This is a genomic window from Ensifer sp. LC163, assembly GCF_001695855.1.
Lineage (GTDB): Bacteria > Pseudomonadota > Alphaproteobacteria > Rhizobiales > Rhizobiaceae > Ensifer.
Genome location: NZ_MBSS01000023.1, coordinates 238,009 through 251,450 on the forward strand (window position 1 = coordinate 238,009; position 13,442 = coordinate 251,450).

11 protein-coding genes are annotated in these 13,442 nt (G+C 63.5%); 7 read left to right on the forward strand and 4 right to left on the reverse strand.

Annotated elements, in window-relative coordinates:
• The first annotated feature begins 24 nt into the window (after positions 1-24).
• From BC360_RS19275 to BC360_RS19305, 7 genes are all read left to right on the forward strand, one after another.
• Entirely contained in the window at positions 25-411 is a 387-nt protein-coding gene (locus BC360_RS19275; protein WP_065796533.1) for a CidA/LrgA family protein, read from the forward strand.
• On the forward strand, positions 401-1,126 hold the full coding sequence (locus tag BC360_RS19280) for an LrgB family protein (protein WP_065796534.1): 726 nt from the start codon (positions 401-403) through the stop codon (positions 1,124-1,126). The genes BC360_RS19275 and BC360_RS19280 overlap by 11 nt, the downstream gene beginning before the upstream one ends.
• A gap of 234 nt (positions 1,127-1,360) precedes the next feature.
• Positions 1,361-2,611, forward strand: a complete 1,251-nt coding sequence (locus BC360_RS19285) for an alpha/beta hydrolase (RefSeq protein WP_065796535.1) — start codon at positions 1,361-1,363, stop codon at positions 2,609-2,611.
• A gap of 264 nt (positions 2,612-2,875) precedes the next feature.
• Positions 2,876-4,231 carry a 5-aminolevulinate synthase gene (gene hemA / locus BC360_RS19290; RefSeq protein WP_065796536.1) on the forward strand — a complete coding sequence of 452 codons (1,356 nt, stop codon included), beginning with the start codon at positions 2,876-2,878 and terminating at the stop codon, positions 4,229-4,231.
• 74 nt (positions 4,232-4,305) lie between these two features.
• A complete protein-coding gene (locus BC360_RS19295) occupies positions 4,306-5,577 on the forward strand; it encodes an efflux RND transporter periplasmic adaptor subunit (RefSeq protein WP_065796537.1) in 1,272 nt (423 codons plus the stop codon).
• An 8-nt stretch (positions 5,578-5,585) separates the two neighbouring features.
• Positions 5,586-8,705, forward strand: coding sequence for an efflux RND transporter permease subunit (locus BC360_RS19300; protein ID WP_065796538.1), 3,120 nt, complete (start codon positions 5,586-5,588; stop codon positions 8,703-8,705).
• 313 nt (positions 8,706-9,018) lie between these two features.
• On the forward strand, positions 9,019-10,401 hold the full coding sequence (locus BC360_RS19305) for a nucleobase:cation symporter-2 family protein (protein WP_065796539.1): 1,383 nt from the start codon (positions 9,019-9,021) through the stop codon (positions 10,399-10,401).
• 38 nt (positions 10,402-10,439) lie between these two features.
• Here the strand turns inward: BC360_RS19305 and BC360_RS19310 are convergent, their stop codons facing one another.
• The 4 genes from BC360_RS19310 to BC360_RS19325 all read right to left on the reverse strand — a co-directional run bounded on the left by BC360_RS19310 (position 10,440) and on the right by BC360_RS19325 (position 13,431).
• Positions 10,440-10,631 (reverse strand): hypothetical protein, encoded by a 192-nt coding sequence (locus BC360_RS19310; protein ID WP_065796540.1) that lies wholly within the window; start codon positions 10,629-10,631, stop codon positions 10,440-10,442.
• Between the two features lie 111 nt (positions 10,632-10,742).
• Positions 10,743-11,159: an organic hydroperoxide resistance protein gene (locus BC360_RS19315; protein ID WP_065796541.1), complete on the reverse strand. Its 417-nt coding sequence runs from the start codon at positions 11,157-11,159 to the stop codon at positions 10,743-10,745.
• A 212-nt stretch (positions 11,160-11,371) separates the two neighbouring features.
• A complete protein-coding gene (locus BC360_RS19320) occupies positions 11,372-12,694 on the reverse strand; it encodes a sensor histidine kinase (RefSeq protein ID WP_065796542.1) in 1,323 nt (440 codons plus the stop codon).
• The gene (locus BC360_RS19325; RefSeq protein ID WP_065796543.1) at positions 12,691-13,431 is read right to left on the reverse strand and encodes a response regulator; all 741 of its coding nucleotides are present in this window, start codon (positions 13,429-13,431) and stop codon (positions 12,691-12,693) included. The genes BC360_RS19320 and BC360_RS19325 overlap by 4 nt, the downstream gene beginning before the upstream one ends.
• Between the last annotated feature and the right edge of the window lie 11 nt (positions 13,432-13,442).

Sequence of the window (13,442 nt, forward strand, 5' to 3'; positions counted from 1 at the left end):
CCATGGACCATGCGGGAGAGGGCGATGGAAGGACTGTTCGTCATACTGGTCTGTCAACTGATCGGCGAGATCGTTGTCAGAACGCTTGACCTGAGCATGCCAGCTCCCGCACTCGGCATCGTGCTTCTGCTTGTCTATCTCTGGCTTGCCGACAGGAGAGCGGGGTCGGGCGATGGCGTGGCCGACATCCGCGTCAGCGGCGTAGCCGACACTCTCCTCAAGAACCTCGGCGTGCTGTTCGTGCCCCTCGGCGTCGGGGTGATGCAGAACTATCGGTTGATCTACGACTATGCCGGCACGATCGTTATCGCCGTCGTCGTGTCCACCATTGTCACATTGATGGTGACGGTGGGAGCGTTCCTGCTCGCCAGCAGGTTGTTCGGCGCGGAAGGGACTGGCGATGGACACTAGCGGTCGCGTGTTCGAGCTTTGGGTCTACCTCTCGACCAGCCCCCTTACGTGGCTGACCGTGACGATCGGAGCCTATATCGCCGCTCAACGGCTTGCGGCGCTCAGCGGTTTCAACCCCATCGTCAATCCCGTCCTGATTTCCGTCGTCCTGGTGATCTCGATACTGGCGGCAACCGGAACATCCTATTCGACCTATTTCGACGGGGCGCAGTTCGTGCATTTCGCACTGGGGCCGGCGACGGTGGCGCTTGCCGTTCCTCTTTACCGGAACCGGACACTGATCAGGCAGAACTTCGTGCCCGTGATCGTCGCGCTTATCGCAGGCAGCCTGACGGCGATCGTTTGCGCCACGGGTGTCGCCCTCCTGCTCGGCGCACCCGACAGCGTTGCCATATCCCTGGCGCCGAAGTCGGCAACGGCAGGCATCGCCGTCGGCATCTCGCAGCAGCTCGGCGGCGACCCGGCCCTGACCGCACTTTTCGTCATCTTCACCGGCGTGCTAGGGGCGATCATCGTCACGCCGCTGATGAACCTTCTTCGCATCCGCAACTACGCGGCACGTGGGTTCGCGGCAGGCCTGACATCGCACGGCATCGGCACCGCGCGCGCCTTTCAGGTCAACGAGATTGCCGGCACGTTCTCGGGCCTCGCGATGGCGCTCAATGGCATATTGACCTCCGCCATCGCAGCCGTTGTCCTCGGGTTGTTGCTCTGATCGCACCTGGCCGAGCCTATGTCGACGGGAACACGTCTGTAAACCCGGTCACGGCTCGCCCGAACGGACATGGCGCACTTGCATTGTAACTGCTCCGTGCACTAGCATCCCGAGAACAAGACAGGACGCCGGCTGGGGACTGCTTGCACTGCACTGTGACTGGGGGATGTGATGAGCAGGAAAACTGGCGGCGTGAGGTGCAATGCGCCTCTTGAACGAGTTCGAACCGGCGCAATGCTCGGCATACTCGTCTTTGTGCTGGCCGCATGCGGCGGACATCCGAAGGGCGTGCTGACGCCGGTCGCGGACACCGCACCGGATTCGAGCCGGGTCAACATGCTGATCACGACGACACGAAGCCGGTCGGCAAATCCTGGAGAGATGTATAGCGGCGAACGCGCCCAAGCGGCCACCTTCGCCGACATGACCGTCTCCATTCCACCAGACACGGTGCGCAAGGCAGGCGAGGTTGCCTGGCCGAAACGGATGCCGCCCAATCCGGCAACCGATTTTGCGACGCTGAAGGCGGATGATCTGGACATGGCCGGTGCCAAATCATGGTTGAGCGCAAGCGTTCGCAAAACTCCTGACAGAAGCGTCTTGGTGTTCGTGCACGGCTTCAACAACCGCTTCGAAGATTCGGTCTATCGCTTCGCCCAGATCGTCCATGATTCCGGCGTCCGCAGCGCCCCCATTCTCGTGACCTGGCCGTCGCGCGGCAGCCTGCTTGCCTACGGCTACGATCGCGAAAGCACCAACTACACGCGCAATGCGCTGGAAAACCTGTTCCAATACCTTTACCGCGACCCAGAAGTGAAAGAGGTCTCGATCCTTGCGCACTCCATGGGCAACTGGCTGGCGCTGGAGGCGCTGCGCCAGATGGCGATCCGCAACGGCGAGCTGCCCGCAAAATTCAAGAACGTCATGCTGGCGGCACCCGATGTGGACGTCGACGTCTTCCGCCAGCAGATCGACGACATGGGCAAGAAACACCCGAACTTCACGCTGTTCGTCTCCCGCGACGACCGTGCGCTGGCGGTCTCGCGCCGGGTCTGGGGCGACGTATCCCGGCTGGGGGCCATCGACCCGGAGCAGGAGCCGTACAAGAAGGAGCTCGAGGACAACAAGATCATGGTGATCGACCTGACGAAGATCAAGGCGGGCGACCGCCTCAACCACGGCAAGTTCGCGGAATCACCGGAGATCGTTCGCCTCATCGGTTCGCGTATCTCCGACGGCCAGACTTTGACCGACAGTCGGGTCGGCCTCGGCGACCAGATCCTGGTGGCCACGACCGGAACGGCCGCGGCCGTCGGCAACGCGGCAGGCCTGGTTCTTGCAGCGCCAGTGGCCGTCGTCGATCAGAACACCCGCGACAACTATGCCGGCCACCTCGGCGGTTCGGCGGCGAGAACCGGCGGTCGCGCGGCAACGACTGGCGGATGCGACCGGACACGCCCGACAGCGCCGGGATGCCCCCGCTAAAGACATGCGTGAGAAACCGGCACCCCTTCCATATCGCTGTACGGAGTGCCCTATAGAAGCTGAGGTATAGTTGAGGTCGATCCGTCGACGGCAAGATCTCGCATAGACTTTGGTCTTGCAGGGCGGGCACCTACGTCGAAAACCTCGCGGAACCTAAGTCTGTGTCCTGCCGCCTCTGAAAACCCTACCATACGAGAGTTCGAAATCGACCATCCTGGACGGATCGAGCCGACAGCAACGGGCAACCAGGCTGAGGAGGGGGCAATGGACTACGGTGTCTTTTTTACCAACGCCCTGGAGGGACTGCGCCAGGAAGGGCGATATCGCATCTTTGCCGATATTGAACGTATGGCCGGCGCGTTTCCGCATGCAAGGCTCCACGAGGGAGACCGTGCGCGCGAGGTGATCGTCTGGTGTTCGAACGATTACCTCGGGATGGGACAGCACGAAAATGTCCGTCGCGCCATGCACCAGTCGCTGGACCTCTCCGGTGCCGGCGCCGGCGGCACGCGCAACATCGCAGGCACAAACCACGCGCACGTCTTGCTCGAGCGCGAACTGGCGGACCTTCACGGCAAGGAGGCCGCACTGCTGTTTACGTCCGGCTATGTCTCGAACTGGGCGGCGCTATCGACGCTCGCGGCCAAGCTGCCCAATTGCGTCGTTCTGTCCGATGCCGGAAATCACGCTTCGATGATCGAAGGCATCCGCCATTCGCGGGCGGACTACCGGATTTTCAAGCACAACAATCCGGACGATCTCGCCCGCTGCCTGGGGCAAGTGGAGCCGGATCGGCCCAAGTTGGTCGCGTTCGAATCCGTCTACTCGATGGACGGTGACATCGCCCCCATCAAGGAGCTTTGCGACGTTGCCGACGACTACAATGCCATGACCTATCTGGACGAAGTCCATGCGGTGGGGCTCTATGGCCGCCACGGTGCCGGCGTCGCCGAACGCGACGGCGTCATGGATCGCCTGACGATCATTCAAGGCACGCTTGGAAAGGCGTTCGGGGTCGTCGGAGGCTACATTGCCTCCACGGGACCGATCGTCGATTTCGTGCGCTCTTTCGCCTCCGGTTTCATCTTCACGACCGCGCTGCCGCCGATGCTGGCAGCCGGCGCCCTGGCTTCGGTGCAACATCTGAAAAACAGCCAGAGCGAGCGCAGGGCGCAGCAGGACAGGGTGCGTGTGCTGCGCGACAAGCTCGACGCAGCCGGTATCCCGCATATGCACAATCCGAGCCATATCGTTCCGGTCGTCGTCGGCGACGCGGCGAAATGCCGGGCCGTTTCCGATCGGTTGCTCGATGGCTTCGACATCTACATACAGCCGATCAACTACCCAACCGTCCCGCGCGGCACCGAAAGGCTGAGGATCACCCCTTCGCCGCTGCACAGTTACGAGGACATCGACTATCTCGTCGACGCGCTGGATGCGGTCTGGTCGGAGCATCATCTCGCCCGCACCCGGCCGATCGGACCGACTATACCCCGCTGGCGGATTGCAAGCCGGCAGCCTCTGCCCGACCCCGCACCATGCCAGGGCTGTCGAAAGGTGATGGCGCTGATGCCCGCAACGGTGACCGAAGAAGTGGCCGTCCACGAGATGCACCCATAGGCGCAAGAGGTGTCGTCATGATCCGCAGACGACCAACACGTTTCGATGCATCACCGTCAGCCGGAAAGCCCGGAGTGGCGCCGGGGGCGGAACGCGGGCGGCGCCGAAGGGCCAGCTATGTCGCATTCGTCGCCTTTGCGACCCTGCTTGCGGCGGTATGCCCGATGGTTGTCGGCAACCTCTCCTCGACCGCAGGCTCGGCAGTGGCAGTCGCCACGGGATCAACCGGACCGGCCTCGGCCCTCGATGGCGCCGGCGCCGCGGTCATGAGCGTATCGGTCGTCAATGCTTCACCCGGTGCCCTCACGACGACAAGCACCGTTTCCGGCTCGATCGTGGCCCGAGAAGACGTGCTCGTGGGAACGGAAAGCGAGGGCGCCGGCATTCGGTCCATCTTGGTCGAAGAAGGCGATACCGTACAGGAGGGCCAGGTGCTGGCCCTCCTGACGTCCGATCTGGATGAGATCGCCCTGTCGATGAATGACGTCGAGATCGAGCGCGCCAACGCCCTGTTGACCCAAAGCGACAGCGCCATCGCGCTTGCGCAAACGAATCTCGATCTCGCCAGCAAGGCACTGGCGCGCGCCCACCCGCTGTCAAAATCCGGGGTGACGCCCCTCGACGTTCTGGAGCAGCGCGAGGCAGATGTGCTTGTCGCCGAGGCCAAGCTCGCAACCGCGCAACAGGCAAAACGCGTAGCCCTGGCGGAGCGGGCCATCGCGCTGGTCAAACACCGCGAACTGACCACCCATCTCGAGAGAACGCGCGTGCGCGCGCCCACTGCAGGCATCATCGTCGAGCGGTTCGCGCGTGTGGGCGACATTGCCACGGGCAAGGCGCCACTGTTTCGCATCGCCAAGGATGGGCTTTTCGAGCTTGAGGCATTGGTGCCCATGCGCATGGTGGATCGGGTCGGGCCTGCCACGGCGGCGTCCGTTTCAATCTCCGGCATAGAAGAGCCCCTCGCCGGCACCGTCCGGCATCTATCGCCGCGGATCGAGCAGACGACCAGAATGGCGCGGGTCCGCATTGCGCTTCCAGCGGCCGCCACGCCCAGGCTCGGCGCCTTTGCGCGCGCGGAAATCCGGACGACGGAGCAGATGCAGATCGTCCTGCCGCTCAGCGCCGTCCAATCCACCACCGATGGCAGTCAGGTGCTGTTGGTTGCAAACGGAACCGTCGAAACGCGCACTGTCGTCACCGGTCGCAGAACAGCCGAGGCTGTTCAGATCGTGTCCGGGGTGTCCGCTGGCGAGCAGGTCATCCTGCGGCCGGGCGGTCTGGCGCGCGCCGGCATGCGTGTCACGGCAGTTCTGCCCGCCGCCGTCATCGCCTCCAGACTGTGAGGCATCCGATGGCGATCAACGTCTCGAAATGGTCGATCGAGCGTCCCGCCGTCGGTATCGCGCTGTTTCTCGTGTTGACGGCGATGGGGTGGCTGTCTCTGACCTCGCTGCCGATCAACCGCTTCCCGGACATGGAGCTTTCTGTCGTCACCGTCCAGTTGCACCAGCAGGCGGCATCGCCGAGCGACCTCGAAATGCAGGTGGCGCAAAAGGTCGAAGACGCCTTCGAGGACATCGAAGGGCTTGAGCGGCTGGATGCCACGATCGGCGACGGCAGCGTCATGTTGAATGCAGAATTCGCCGCCCATGTTTCGCCCGATGTCGCCCTGGACCGGATACAGGCCGCGATGCTGGCGATCCGGAGCCAGCTGCCGGCGACACTGGACGAGCCTTCGATCGAGCTTTCCAGCATACGCAGGCTGGCAATAGCGACCTATGCTGTGCGCTCCGACCAGTTGTCGCCGCCGGCAATCTCCAGGCGCGTCGATGACCGCATCCGCCCCGCTCTGGAGAAAGTACCGGGTGTCGGCAGGATTGCCCGGGTGGGCGGCAGCGAACGCGAGATCAGGGTCTGGCTGCAGCGAGACGAAATGGTCGCCCGTGGCCTGGCGCCCCAGGACGTCAGTCGGGCGCTGCGCGCGGTGAGCGACAACCAGGCGGCCGGTACGGTGAAGACCGCCGGTTTCGATGAGCCGGTCCGCACCCTGTCGGCACCGGTTTCAATCGAGGATCTCGGGACGTTTCCTGTCAGAAACAGCACCGGCTCCAGCGACCGGCTCTCGGACATAGCCAGGATCGAAGATGCCTGGAGCGAGCCTTCGGGTTTCGCCACGCTCGATGCCGATCCGATCGTCGCCCTGTTGATCTTTGCCGAAAAGCGGGCCAACGAGGTGGAGACGTTCGAGCGGATCAAAGACGCAGTTCAGCGTATCGACGATGCCGACACCATGGTGCAGCTGACGCTGCTCGACGAGAACGCCAGCTACATCAACAACAATTTTACCGGCACGATGCGAACCATGGCTGAAGGCGCACTGTGCACCATCGCGGTCGTCTTTCTGTTCCTGCGAGATCGTCGCTCGACGCTCATAGCAGCCATCGGTCTGCCACTGACCGTGATCCCGACCTTTCTTGCCATGGAAGCGCTCGGCTTCTCTCTCAATCTCGTTTCGCTGCTCGGCCTGACGCTGGCGATCGGTCTTCTGGTCGACGACACCATCGTCGAGATCGAGAACGTGTCGCGCCACCGTGAGATGGGAAAGACAATCTGGCGCGCGGTCATCGATGCGACGGAAGAGATCGGCGGCTCGGTCATCGCCATATCGCTGACGGTTGTCGCGGTTTTCCTGCCGCTTGCGCTGATCGAGGGCTTGCCCGGTCGATACTTCCGGGAGTTCGGAATGACCGTTGCCGTTGCGACGCTTCTCTCGTTGCTGGTCGCACGACTGATCACGCCCTTGCTGGCGGTGACGCTCCTGAAGACTGTGCCGCCCGGCAAGCACGGCGAACCGGGAAACCTCCATAGGCTCTATTCGCGGCTGCTGCGGCTATCGACCCGCCGGCAGATCATCCCATTCGGGCGGCGCGGCATCCATGTCGACATGACGCATGTGACCATCGCGCTCGGCCTGCTTTCGGTCGCGATACCGTTCCTGACGGTGCTGCCGGCCTTGCCGCGCGGGTTCATCCCCACGGAAGACGGCGCGCGCCTGACTTTTGCAATCGACATGGCGGACGGTGCCAGCGCAACGTCGATGATGCAGAAGTCCCTGGAGGTCGCACGCTCGCTGAAGAGCGACCCCGACATTCGGCACGTCTACGCCTACCGTGATGGCTCCAGTGCCGGTCAGGCAAGCCGGCAGTCGTTCGTCATCCAGTTGATGCTGACCCCGCCCGGTGAGCGTATTCGAACCCGCCAGGACGTGGCGGAGGACGTCGCCCGGCGGCTCGCAAGCATTGCCGATATCCGCGGCAGCGAAGTGGGGTTGACCGGCAGCCGCCAGTTTTCGCTGACGCTCCTGGGAAACGAGCCCGGCAGCCTGGAGCAGGCAAGTGACAGCCTAATGTCGGCGATCGCGCAGATGCCTGCATTTCGAACGGTGACGTCTCTTCGCCCCGCCCTTCGGCCGGAACTGCAGATCATGCCCGACCGGGACCTCGTTTCCGAGCTCGGCATCAGTCTCGACGTGCTGTCGGACGCAGTGCGCGTCGCCACCGTCGGAGATATCAGCCGCGAACTTGCACATATCGATCTGCAGGGCCGCCGGGTCCCCGTTCGGGTTCAGGTGGAGGCTGGAGATGGAGGCGACATTTCGCTGCTAGAAAGCATGCCGCTCAGGACGGCCGACGGAAACATCGTGCCGCTGGCCGCAGTCGCGGAGATCGTAGCAGGTTTCGGCCCAGACGAGATCACACGGCGCGACGGGTTGCGGCGCATCGATCTTGTGGCTGACCTGAACGGATCGGCTTCGTCAGGCACTGCCCTATCGGCAGTGATGACCTGGATCGAAAAGAACCCCTTGCCGGAGGGCGTCAATCTGCAGCCAACGGGAGAGACCCTCTCGATGCAGGACTTCTTTTCAAGCTTCGTCCGGGCGGCGATGCTTGGGCTCGCCGCGGTGTTCGCAATCCTGCTGGTGCTCTTCGGCAATCCCTTCCAACCGCTGACAATCCTCTTGTCTCTGCCGCTGGCCCTGTCCGGCGGGATCCTGGCGCTTGCCGTCACCGGAAACGGCGTGACAATGCCGGTTTTGATCGGCGCGCTGATGTTGATGGGCATCGTCGCCAAGAACGCCATCCTGATCGTCGATCTCGCGGGCCGGCTGATCAGGGAGGGCCGCGCCTCCCGCGAGGCTGTGGTTTCTGCGGCCGAACAGCGCGCACGCCCCGTGGTCATGACCACGGCGGCGATGATAGCCGGGATGATCCCCGTATCCCTCGGCATTGGCGACGGCGGTGCGTTCCGCGCACCGATGGCGATCGTCGTCATCGGCGGCCTGCTCGCTTCGACGGCCCTTTCGTTGCTTTTCGTGCCGGCACTCTTCCTGCGCGTTCACGCGCTGCAGGTCCTTTTCGCAAGGCTTGTCAGCGCCACGGCGCGCACGTCCGCCACCCGATCGCGCAGCTGACGGCTGTCTCTCCCCAACGTTCCCTCACCCATTCGGTAGGGATCACGCGCGCAACGACACGCAGCCGGTACTCCGCATGATTGCGCCACCACCAACGAAACAGCTTCACGTATTTCTTGTGAATGAGGAACGCGGAATTCAGCTAGCTTTTCGCCGCGCACCCAACGTTGGAGGACGGCGGGCGTCGCACCGAATGTTTCGAGACATTCGGCGATCGACAAGGAGGAACAATGTCCAAACTTTCAGCGGATCACCGGACGTCGGAATCGCGCACACCGAACCTGCTCGGCACCCCGACCCAGGGCCGACGCGCATGAACATACACAATCCCACCGCCGCGCCGATACGGCCGACCGAACTCGTCCTCGGCCTTGAAGATCGCCCCTCGCCGCCGATCGCCTTTCTAGCAGCATTGCAGCATTTGCTGGCGATCATCGTACCGATCGTCACGCCCGGTCTGCTGATCTGCCAGGCACTCGGCGTCTCCCTTCGCGACACGAACATGATCGTGTCGATGTCATTGGTCATCTCGGGGATCGCGACCTTCGTGCAATGTCGCCGCTTCGGCCCGCTCGGCGCGGGACTGCTGATCGTTCAGGGAACAAGCTTCAACTTCGTCGGCCCGCTGATCGCCGGCGGCGTGTTGATGGTCAAGCAGGGCACGCCGGTCGAAACCGTGATGGCATGCATATTCGGCGTCGTCATCGCCGGATCGTTCATCGAGATGGGCCTTTCGCGCGTGCTGCCCTTCGTCAAACGGCTGATCACCCCTCTCGTCACCGGCATCGTCGTCCTGATGATTGGCCTCACCTTGATCAAGGTCGGCCTGATCAGCATGGGCGGGGGCTTCGCCGCGATGTCGCAGGGCACCTTTGCCAACGGCGAAAACCTGCTGCTCTCGGGTGTCGTGCTGGGCCTTATCATTGCGCTCAACCGCATTCCGATCGTCTGGGTCCGCAGCAGCGCCATCATGCTCGCGCTCGGCGCCGGCTATCTGCTGGCGGCATGGCTGGGTCGCCTCGATTTTGCCGGCGTGCATCAGGCAGCCTGGTTCCAGGCACCGGTACCGTTTCACTTCGGCCTGAACTTCTCGTGGTCGCTGTTTGCGCCGATGGTGGTCATCTATCTCGTCACATCGCTGGAGGCGATCGGCGACATCACCGCAACCAGCAAGATCTCGCGCCAGCCGGTCGAAGGTCCGCTGTGGATGGAAAGGATCAAGGGCGGCGTTCTCGTCAACGGCGTGAACTCGCTGCTGGCGGGTATCTTCAACACCTTCCCAAGCTCGGTGTTTGCGCAGAACAACGGCATCATCCAGCTGACCGGGGTGGCCAGCCGTCACGTCGGGATCTACATCGCCGCGGTCCTGGTGCTGCTGGGGCTGTTCCCGACGGTTGCCGGCGTCATACAGGCCGTGCCCGAACCGGTGCTTGGCGGCGCCGTCATCGTCATGTTCGGCGCGGTGGCAGCCTCCGGCATCAACATCCTTGCCGGCGTCCACCTGGACCGTCGCGCGCTTCTGATTATCGCCATCTCACTGGCCTTGGGCCTCGGCGTCTCGCAGGTTCCCGAGTTCGTCACCCATATGCCACAGGCTCTGGCGGACGTGCTGGAATCGGGTGTGGCAACCGGCGGCATCTGCGCGGTCTTCCTCAACTGGCTTCTGCCCGAACGCCAGGAGGAGGCTATCCACTGACGATCCAAGGGATCGGCGCCCCGACCAGCCGGCTGCCATCAGCGGCAGCCGGCTGGTCGGCCTTCGAAAGGCCAGTGCCTGACCGGCGCGAAGTCAGCCGCTGCACCGTCAATGGCGGAGGCGGCAGCTACAAGACCTATCAAGGGCGAAGGCTCCTGCGAGCTCACGTCGTAAATGCAGGGTGCCGCAAAGACGGCGGCGCCGAGCGCGATGATGATCATCAGCTTCATTGGTCCCTCCGGTGGCGAAGCAAGAGCTTCTGCCGTTTCCTGTTTCAGCTCCGGTCGCAAACATTGCCCGCCGCGACGCGAAACCGTTGAGCGGCGAGCAACGCTCATTGGTTAAGCGATCGTCAGCTCGACATTGATGTTGCCGCGCGTCGCCTTCGAATAGGGGCAGGTCCGGTGCGCCTCTTCGACGAGCGCATGTGCCAGCGCCCGCTCGATACCCGGCATGTTCACCTTCAGCCGCGCCTGCAGCAGATAGGCGCCGTCGGTGGTTGCGAGATCAACCTCGGCAGCCACGGAGAGATCGGTCGGAAGCTTGACGTCGCGCTTTCCCGCCGCCTTGCCAATGGCGCCGATGAAACAGGCGGACCATCCGGCCGCGAAGAGCTGCTCGGGATTGGTCCCGGGGTGCGCGCTTCCCGGTGGCGACAGCTTGACGTCCAGCCGACCATCGTCGCTGCGCGAGGCGCCATCGCGACCGCCGCTGGTGTGCGTCCTGCCGGTGTATAGAACCTTGTCGACCTGTGTCATGGAACACTCCGTTTCTGTGTCGCTCCTGGCGACTGCGTTGACGGAGAAAGATTTGACCTGTCGAGGTATCCGGCATGTTTCCGAAATCGCCGGAAATGTACCAAAGCGTAGCGGTGGCCACGCCTGACACCTGGCGGTACAAACCGCTTACAGCGCCGCGCGTCAAACATGACGCGCGGCGCTGTAACACTTTAAACTTGCTGCCCGCGATGTCAGCGGATGACGACTTCCGCCGCCAAACCGCCGCCGGCGCGATTGTAGAGCCGGACCGAACCGCCGATCGCCGTGGCCAGTTGCTGGGCGATCGCAAGGCCGAGCCCGGTGCCGCCTGTTTCCCGATTGCGGGATTGCTCGAGCCTGAAGAACGGCTGCATCGCAGCCTCGGGCATATCGTCCGGAATGCTAGGGCCGCGGTCCATCACCGTGATGGCGACCGCTCCCTCTTCGCTTCGCTCAACGCTGATCTCGGCAGCCCCGGCGAATTTCAGCGCGTTGTCGATGAAGTTGGACAGGATCCGGCGCAACGCATGCGGCTTGGTGGATATGGTGCCTTCAACGGCGCTGACGACGCTCACGGACTTTCCGGTGTCCTGATAATCGTAGGCCAGGCTGTCGATGAACGAGGCGAGATCGATGCGGGAGGTCTTCTCGACATTGCCGTGCGCGCTCCTGGCATAGGCGATGCCGTCCCGAACCAGGCGTTCGATCTCGCCGAGGTCCTGCACCAGCTTGTCCCTCTCGGGCGTGTCATCCGCCATGTCGGCGCGAAGCCGCATGCGCGTGATCGGCGTCTGGAGATCGTGGGAAATGGCGGCAAGGATCTGTACGCGTTCCTCGAGATAGTGGGCGATCCGATCGCGCATGGCGTTGAAGGCTCGGGCGGCATAGGCGACTTCGCGTGGGCCCGTCTCGCTCAAGGGCGCGGCCTTCCTGTTCGGGTCCAGCGCATCGGCGGCGGCGGCAAGGTCGCTTAAGGGGCGGATGACCTGGCGCACGGCAAACCAGACGCAGAGGAGCAAAAGCGCCATCTGGATCGCCAGCACATAGGGCAGCCATTCGGCGATCGGCATGACGCCCCTTGGCGTCACGTCTATGGTCAGGGGCGCGCCGTCGCTCAGCGTCAGATGCGCCTGCAATCGCTTGTCGTCACCGGGGATCGCCTCCACCCGCAGCGGAAAACGATGCCCTGCCGCCTCCTCGATCTTAGCAGCGACCTCCGCGCCGCGGCTGGACAGATCCGGCACGCCGGGAAGGCCCGGTCCCAGTACGAAACGGTAGCTTCCGCGGCTGAGGCGATCGAGCCAACCCGCCCTCTCCTCCGCCGGCAGCCGATCGAGAATGGCGATCGATGTTGCAATGTCGGTTTCCAGCGTGCCGAGCATGACCGCCTTGGCGGACATGTAGCGTTCAAGAAAGAGAATGCTGAAGGAAAGGCCGTAGGCGATTGCCAGCCCTGCGAGCAAAACGAGGAAAAGCCGGGCCCGCAACGTGCTTGGCCAATACCAACTGGCGTTCGGTGCAACATCCAGGCTCATTGCCTGGGCTCCGAGATCTCGACCGGAACGGAGAAGACATAACCTTCGCTGCGCAGCGTCTTGATATAGGTCGGTTCGCGGGCATCGTCGCCGAGCCGCTGGCGAAGACGGCTGACGAGAAGATCGATCGAGCGGTCGAACAGCTCGGCATCGCGCCCCTGGGTCAGGTTGAGAAGCTGGTCCCGGTTGGGCACCCGTTGCGGATGATCGATGAAGACGCGCAGCAGCCGGTATTCGGCACCGCTCAAGGCAATCTCGGTGCCTTGCCGGTCGAGAAGGCGGCGGCCGACCGTGTCGAGCTGCCAGTCGCCGAAGGTCAGCAATTGGCCAGCCTCGCTGATCTGCAGGTTCGGAGGCAGCATTCGGGTTCGGCGCAGCACCGCCTTGATGCGTGCCAGCAGTTCGCGCGCGGCAAACGGCTTCGGCAGGTAGTCGTCCGCTCCCATTTCCAGCCCGATGATCCTGTCCATCTCATCGCTGCGGGCCGTCAGCATCAGGATCGGCGTTGCCTTGTGCTTGCCGGCGCGCAGTTCCCGGCACAGGACCAACCCGTCGTCGCCGGGCATCATCACATCGAGCACGATCAGGTCGACGGTGTTGGTCTCCAGGAAGGCGCGCATCTGGCGGCCATCGGCGGCAACGGCCGTGCGCAGCCCGTTCTTCCTGAGATAGCCCGACACCAGTTCGCGAATTTCGCGATCGTCGTCGACGATCAGGATGTGATCGACATGCTCCATATCCGACTTCC

Excerpts from the sequence above, each read along its gene's own strand:
- BC360_RS19275 (WP_065796533.1), top strand. The coding sequence starts at position 25 with ATGGAAGGACTGTTCGTCATACTGGTCTGTCAACTGATCGGCGAGATC.
- BC360_RS19280 (WP_065796534.1), top strand. The coding sequence starts at position 401 with ATGGACACTAGCGGTCGCGTGTTCGAGCTTTGGGTCTACCTCTCGACC.
- BC360_RS19285 (WP_065796535.1), top strand. The coding sequence starts at position 1,361 with ATGCTCGGCATACTCGTCTTTGTGCTGGCCGCATGCGGCGGACATCCG.
- hemA (WP_065796536.1), top strand. The coding sequence starts at position 2,876 with ATGGACTACGGTGTCTTTTTTACCAACGCCCTGGAGGGACTGCGCCAG.
- BC360_RS19300 (WP_065796538.1), top strand. The coding sequence starts at position 5,586 with ATGGCGATCAACGTCTCGAAATGGTCGATCGAGCGTCCCGCCGTCGGT.
- BC360_RS19305 (WP_065796539.1), top strand. The coding sequence starts at position 9,019 with ATGAACATACACAATCCCACCGCCGCGCCGATACGGCCGACCGAACTC.
- BC360_RS19310 (WP_065796540.1), bottom strand. The coding sequence starts at position 10,631 with ATGAAGCTGATGATCATCATCGCGCTCGGCGCCGCCGTCTTTGCGGCA.
- BC360_RS19315 (WP_065796541.1), bottom strand. The coding sequence starts at position 11,159 with ATGACACAGGTCGACAAGGTTCTATACACCGGCAGGACGCACACCAGC.
- BC360_RS19320 (WP_065796542.1), bottom strand. The coding sequence starts at position 12,694 with ATGAGCCTGGATGTTGCACCGAACGCCAGTTGGTATTGGCCAAGCACG.
- BC360_RS19325 (WP_065796543.1), bottom strand. The coding sequence starts at position 13,431 with ATGGAGCATGTCGATCACATCCTGATCGTCGACGACGATCGCGAAATT.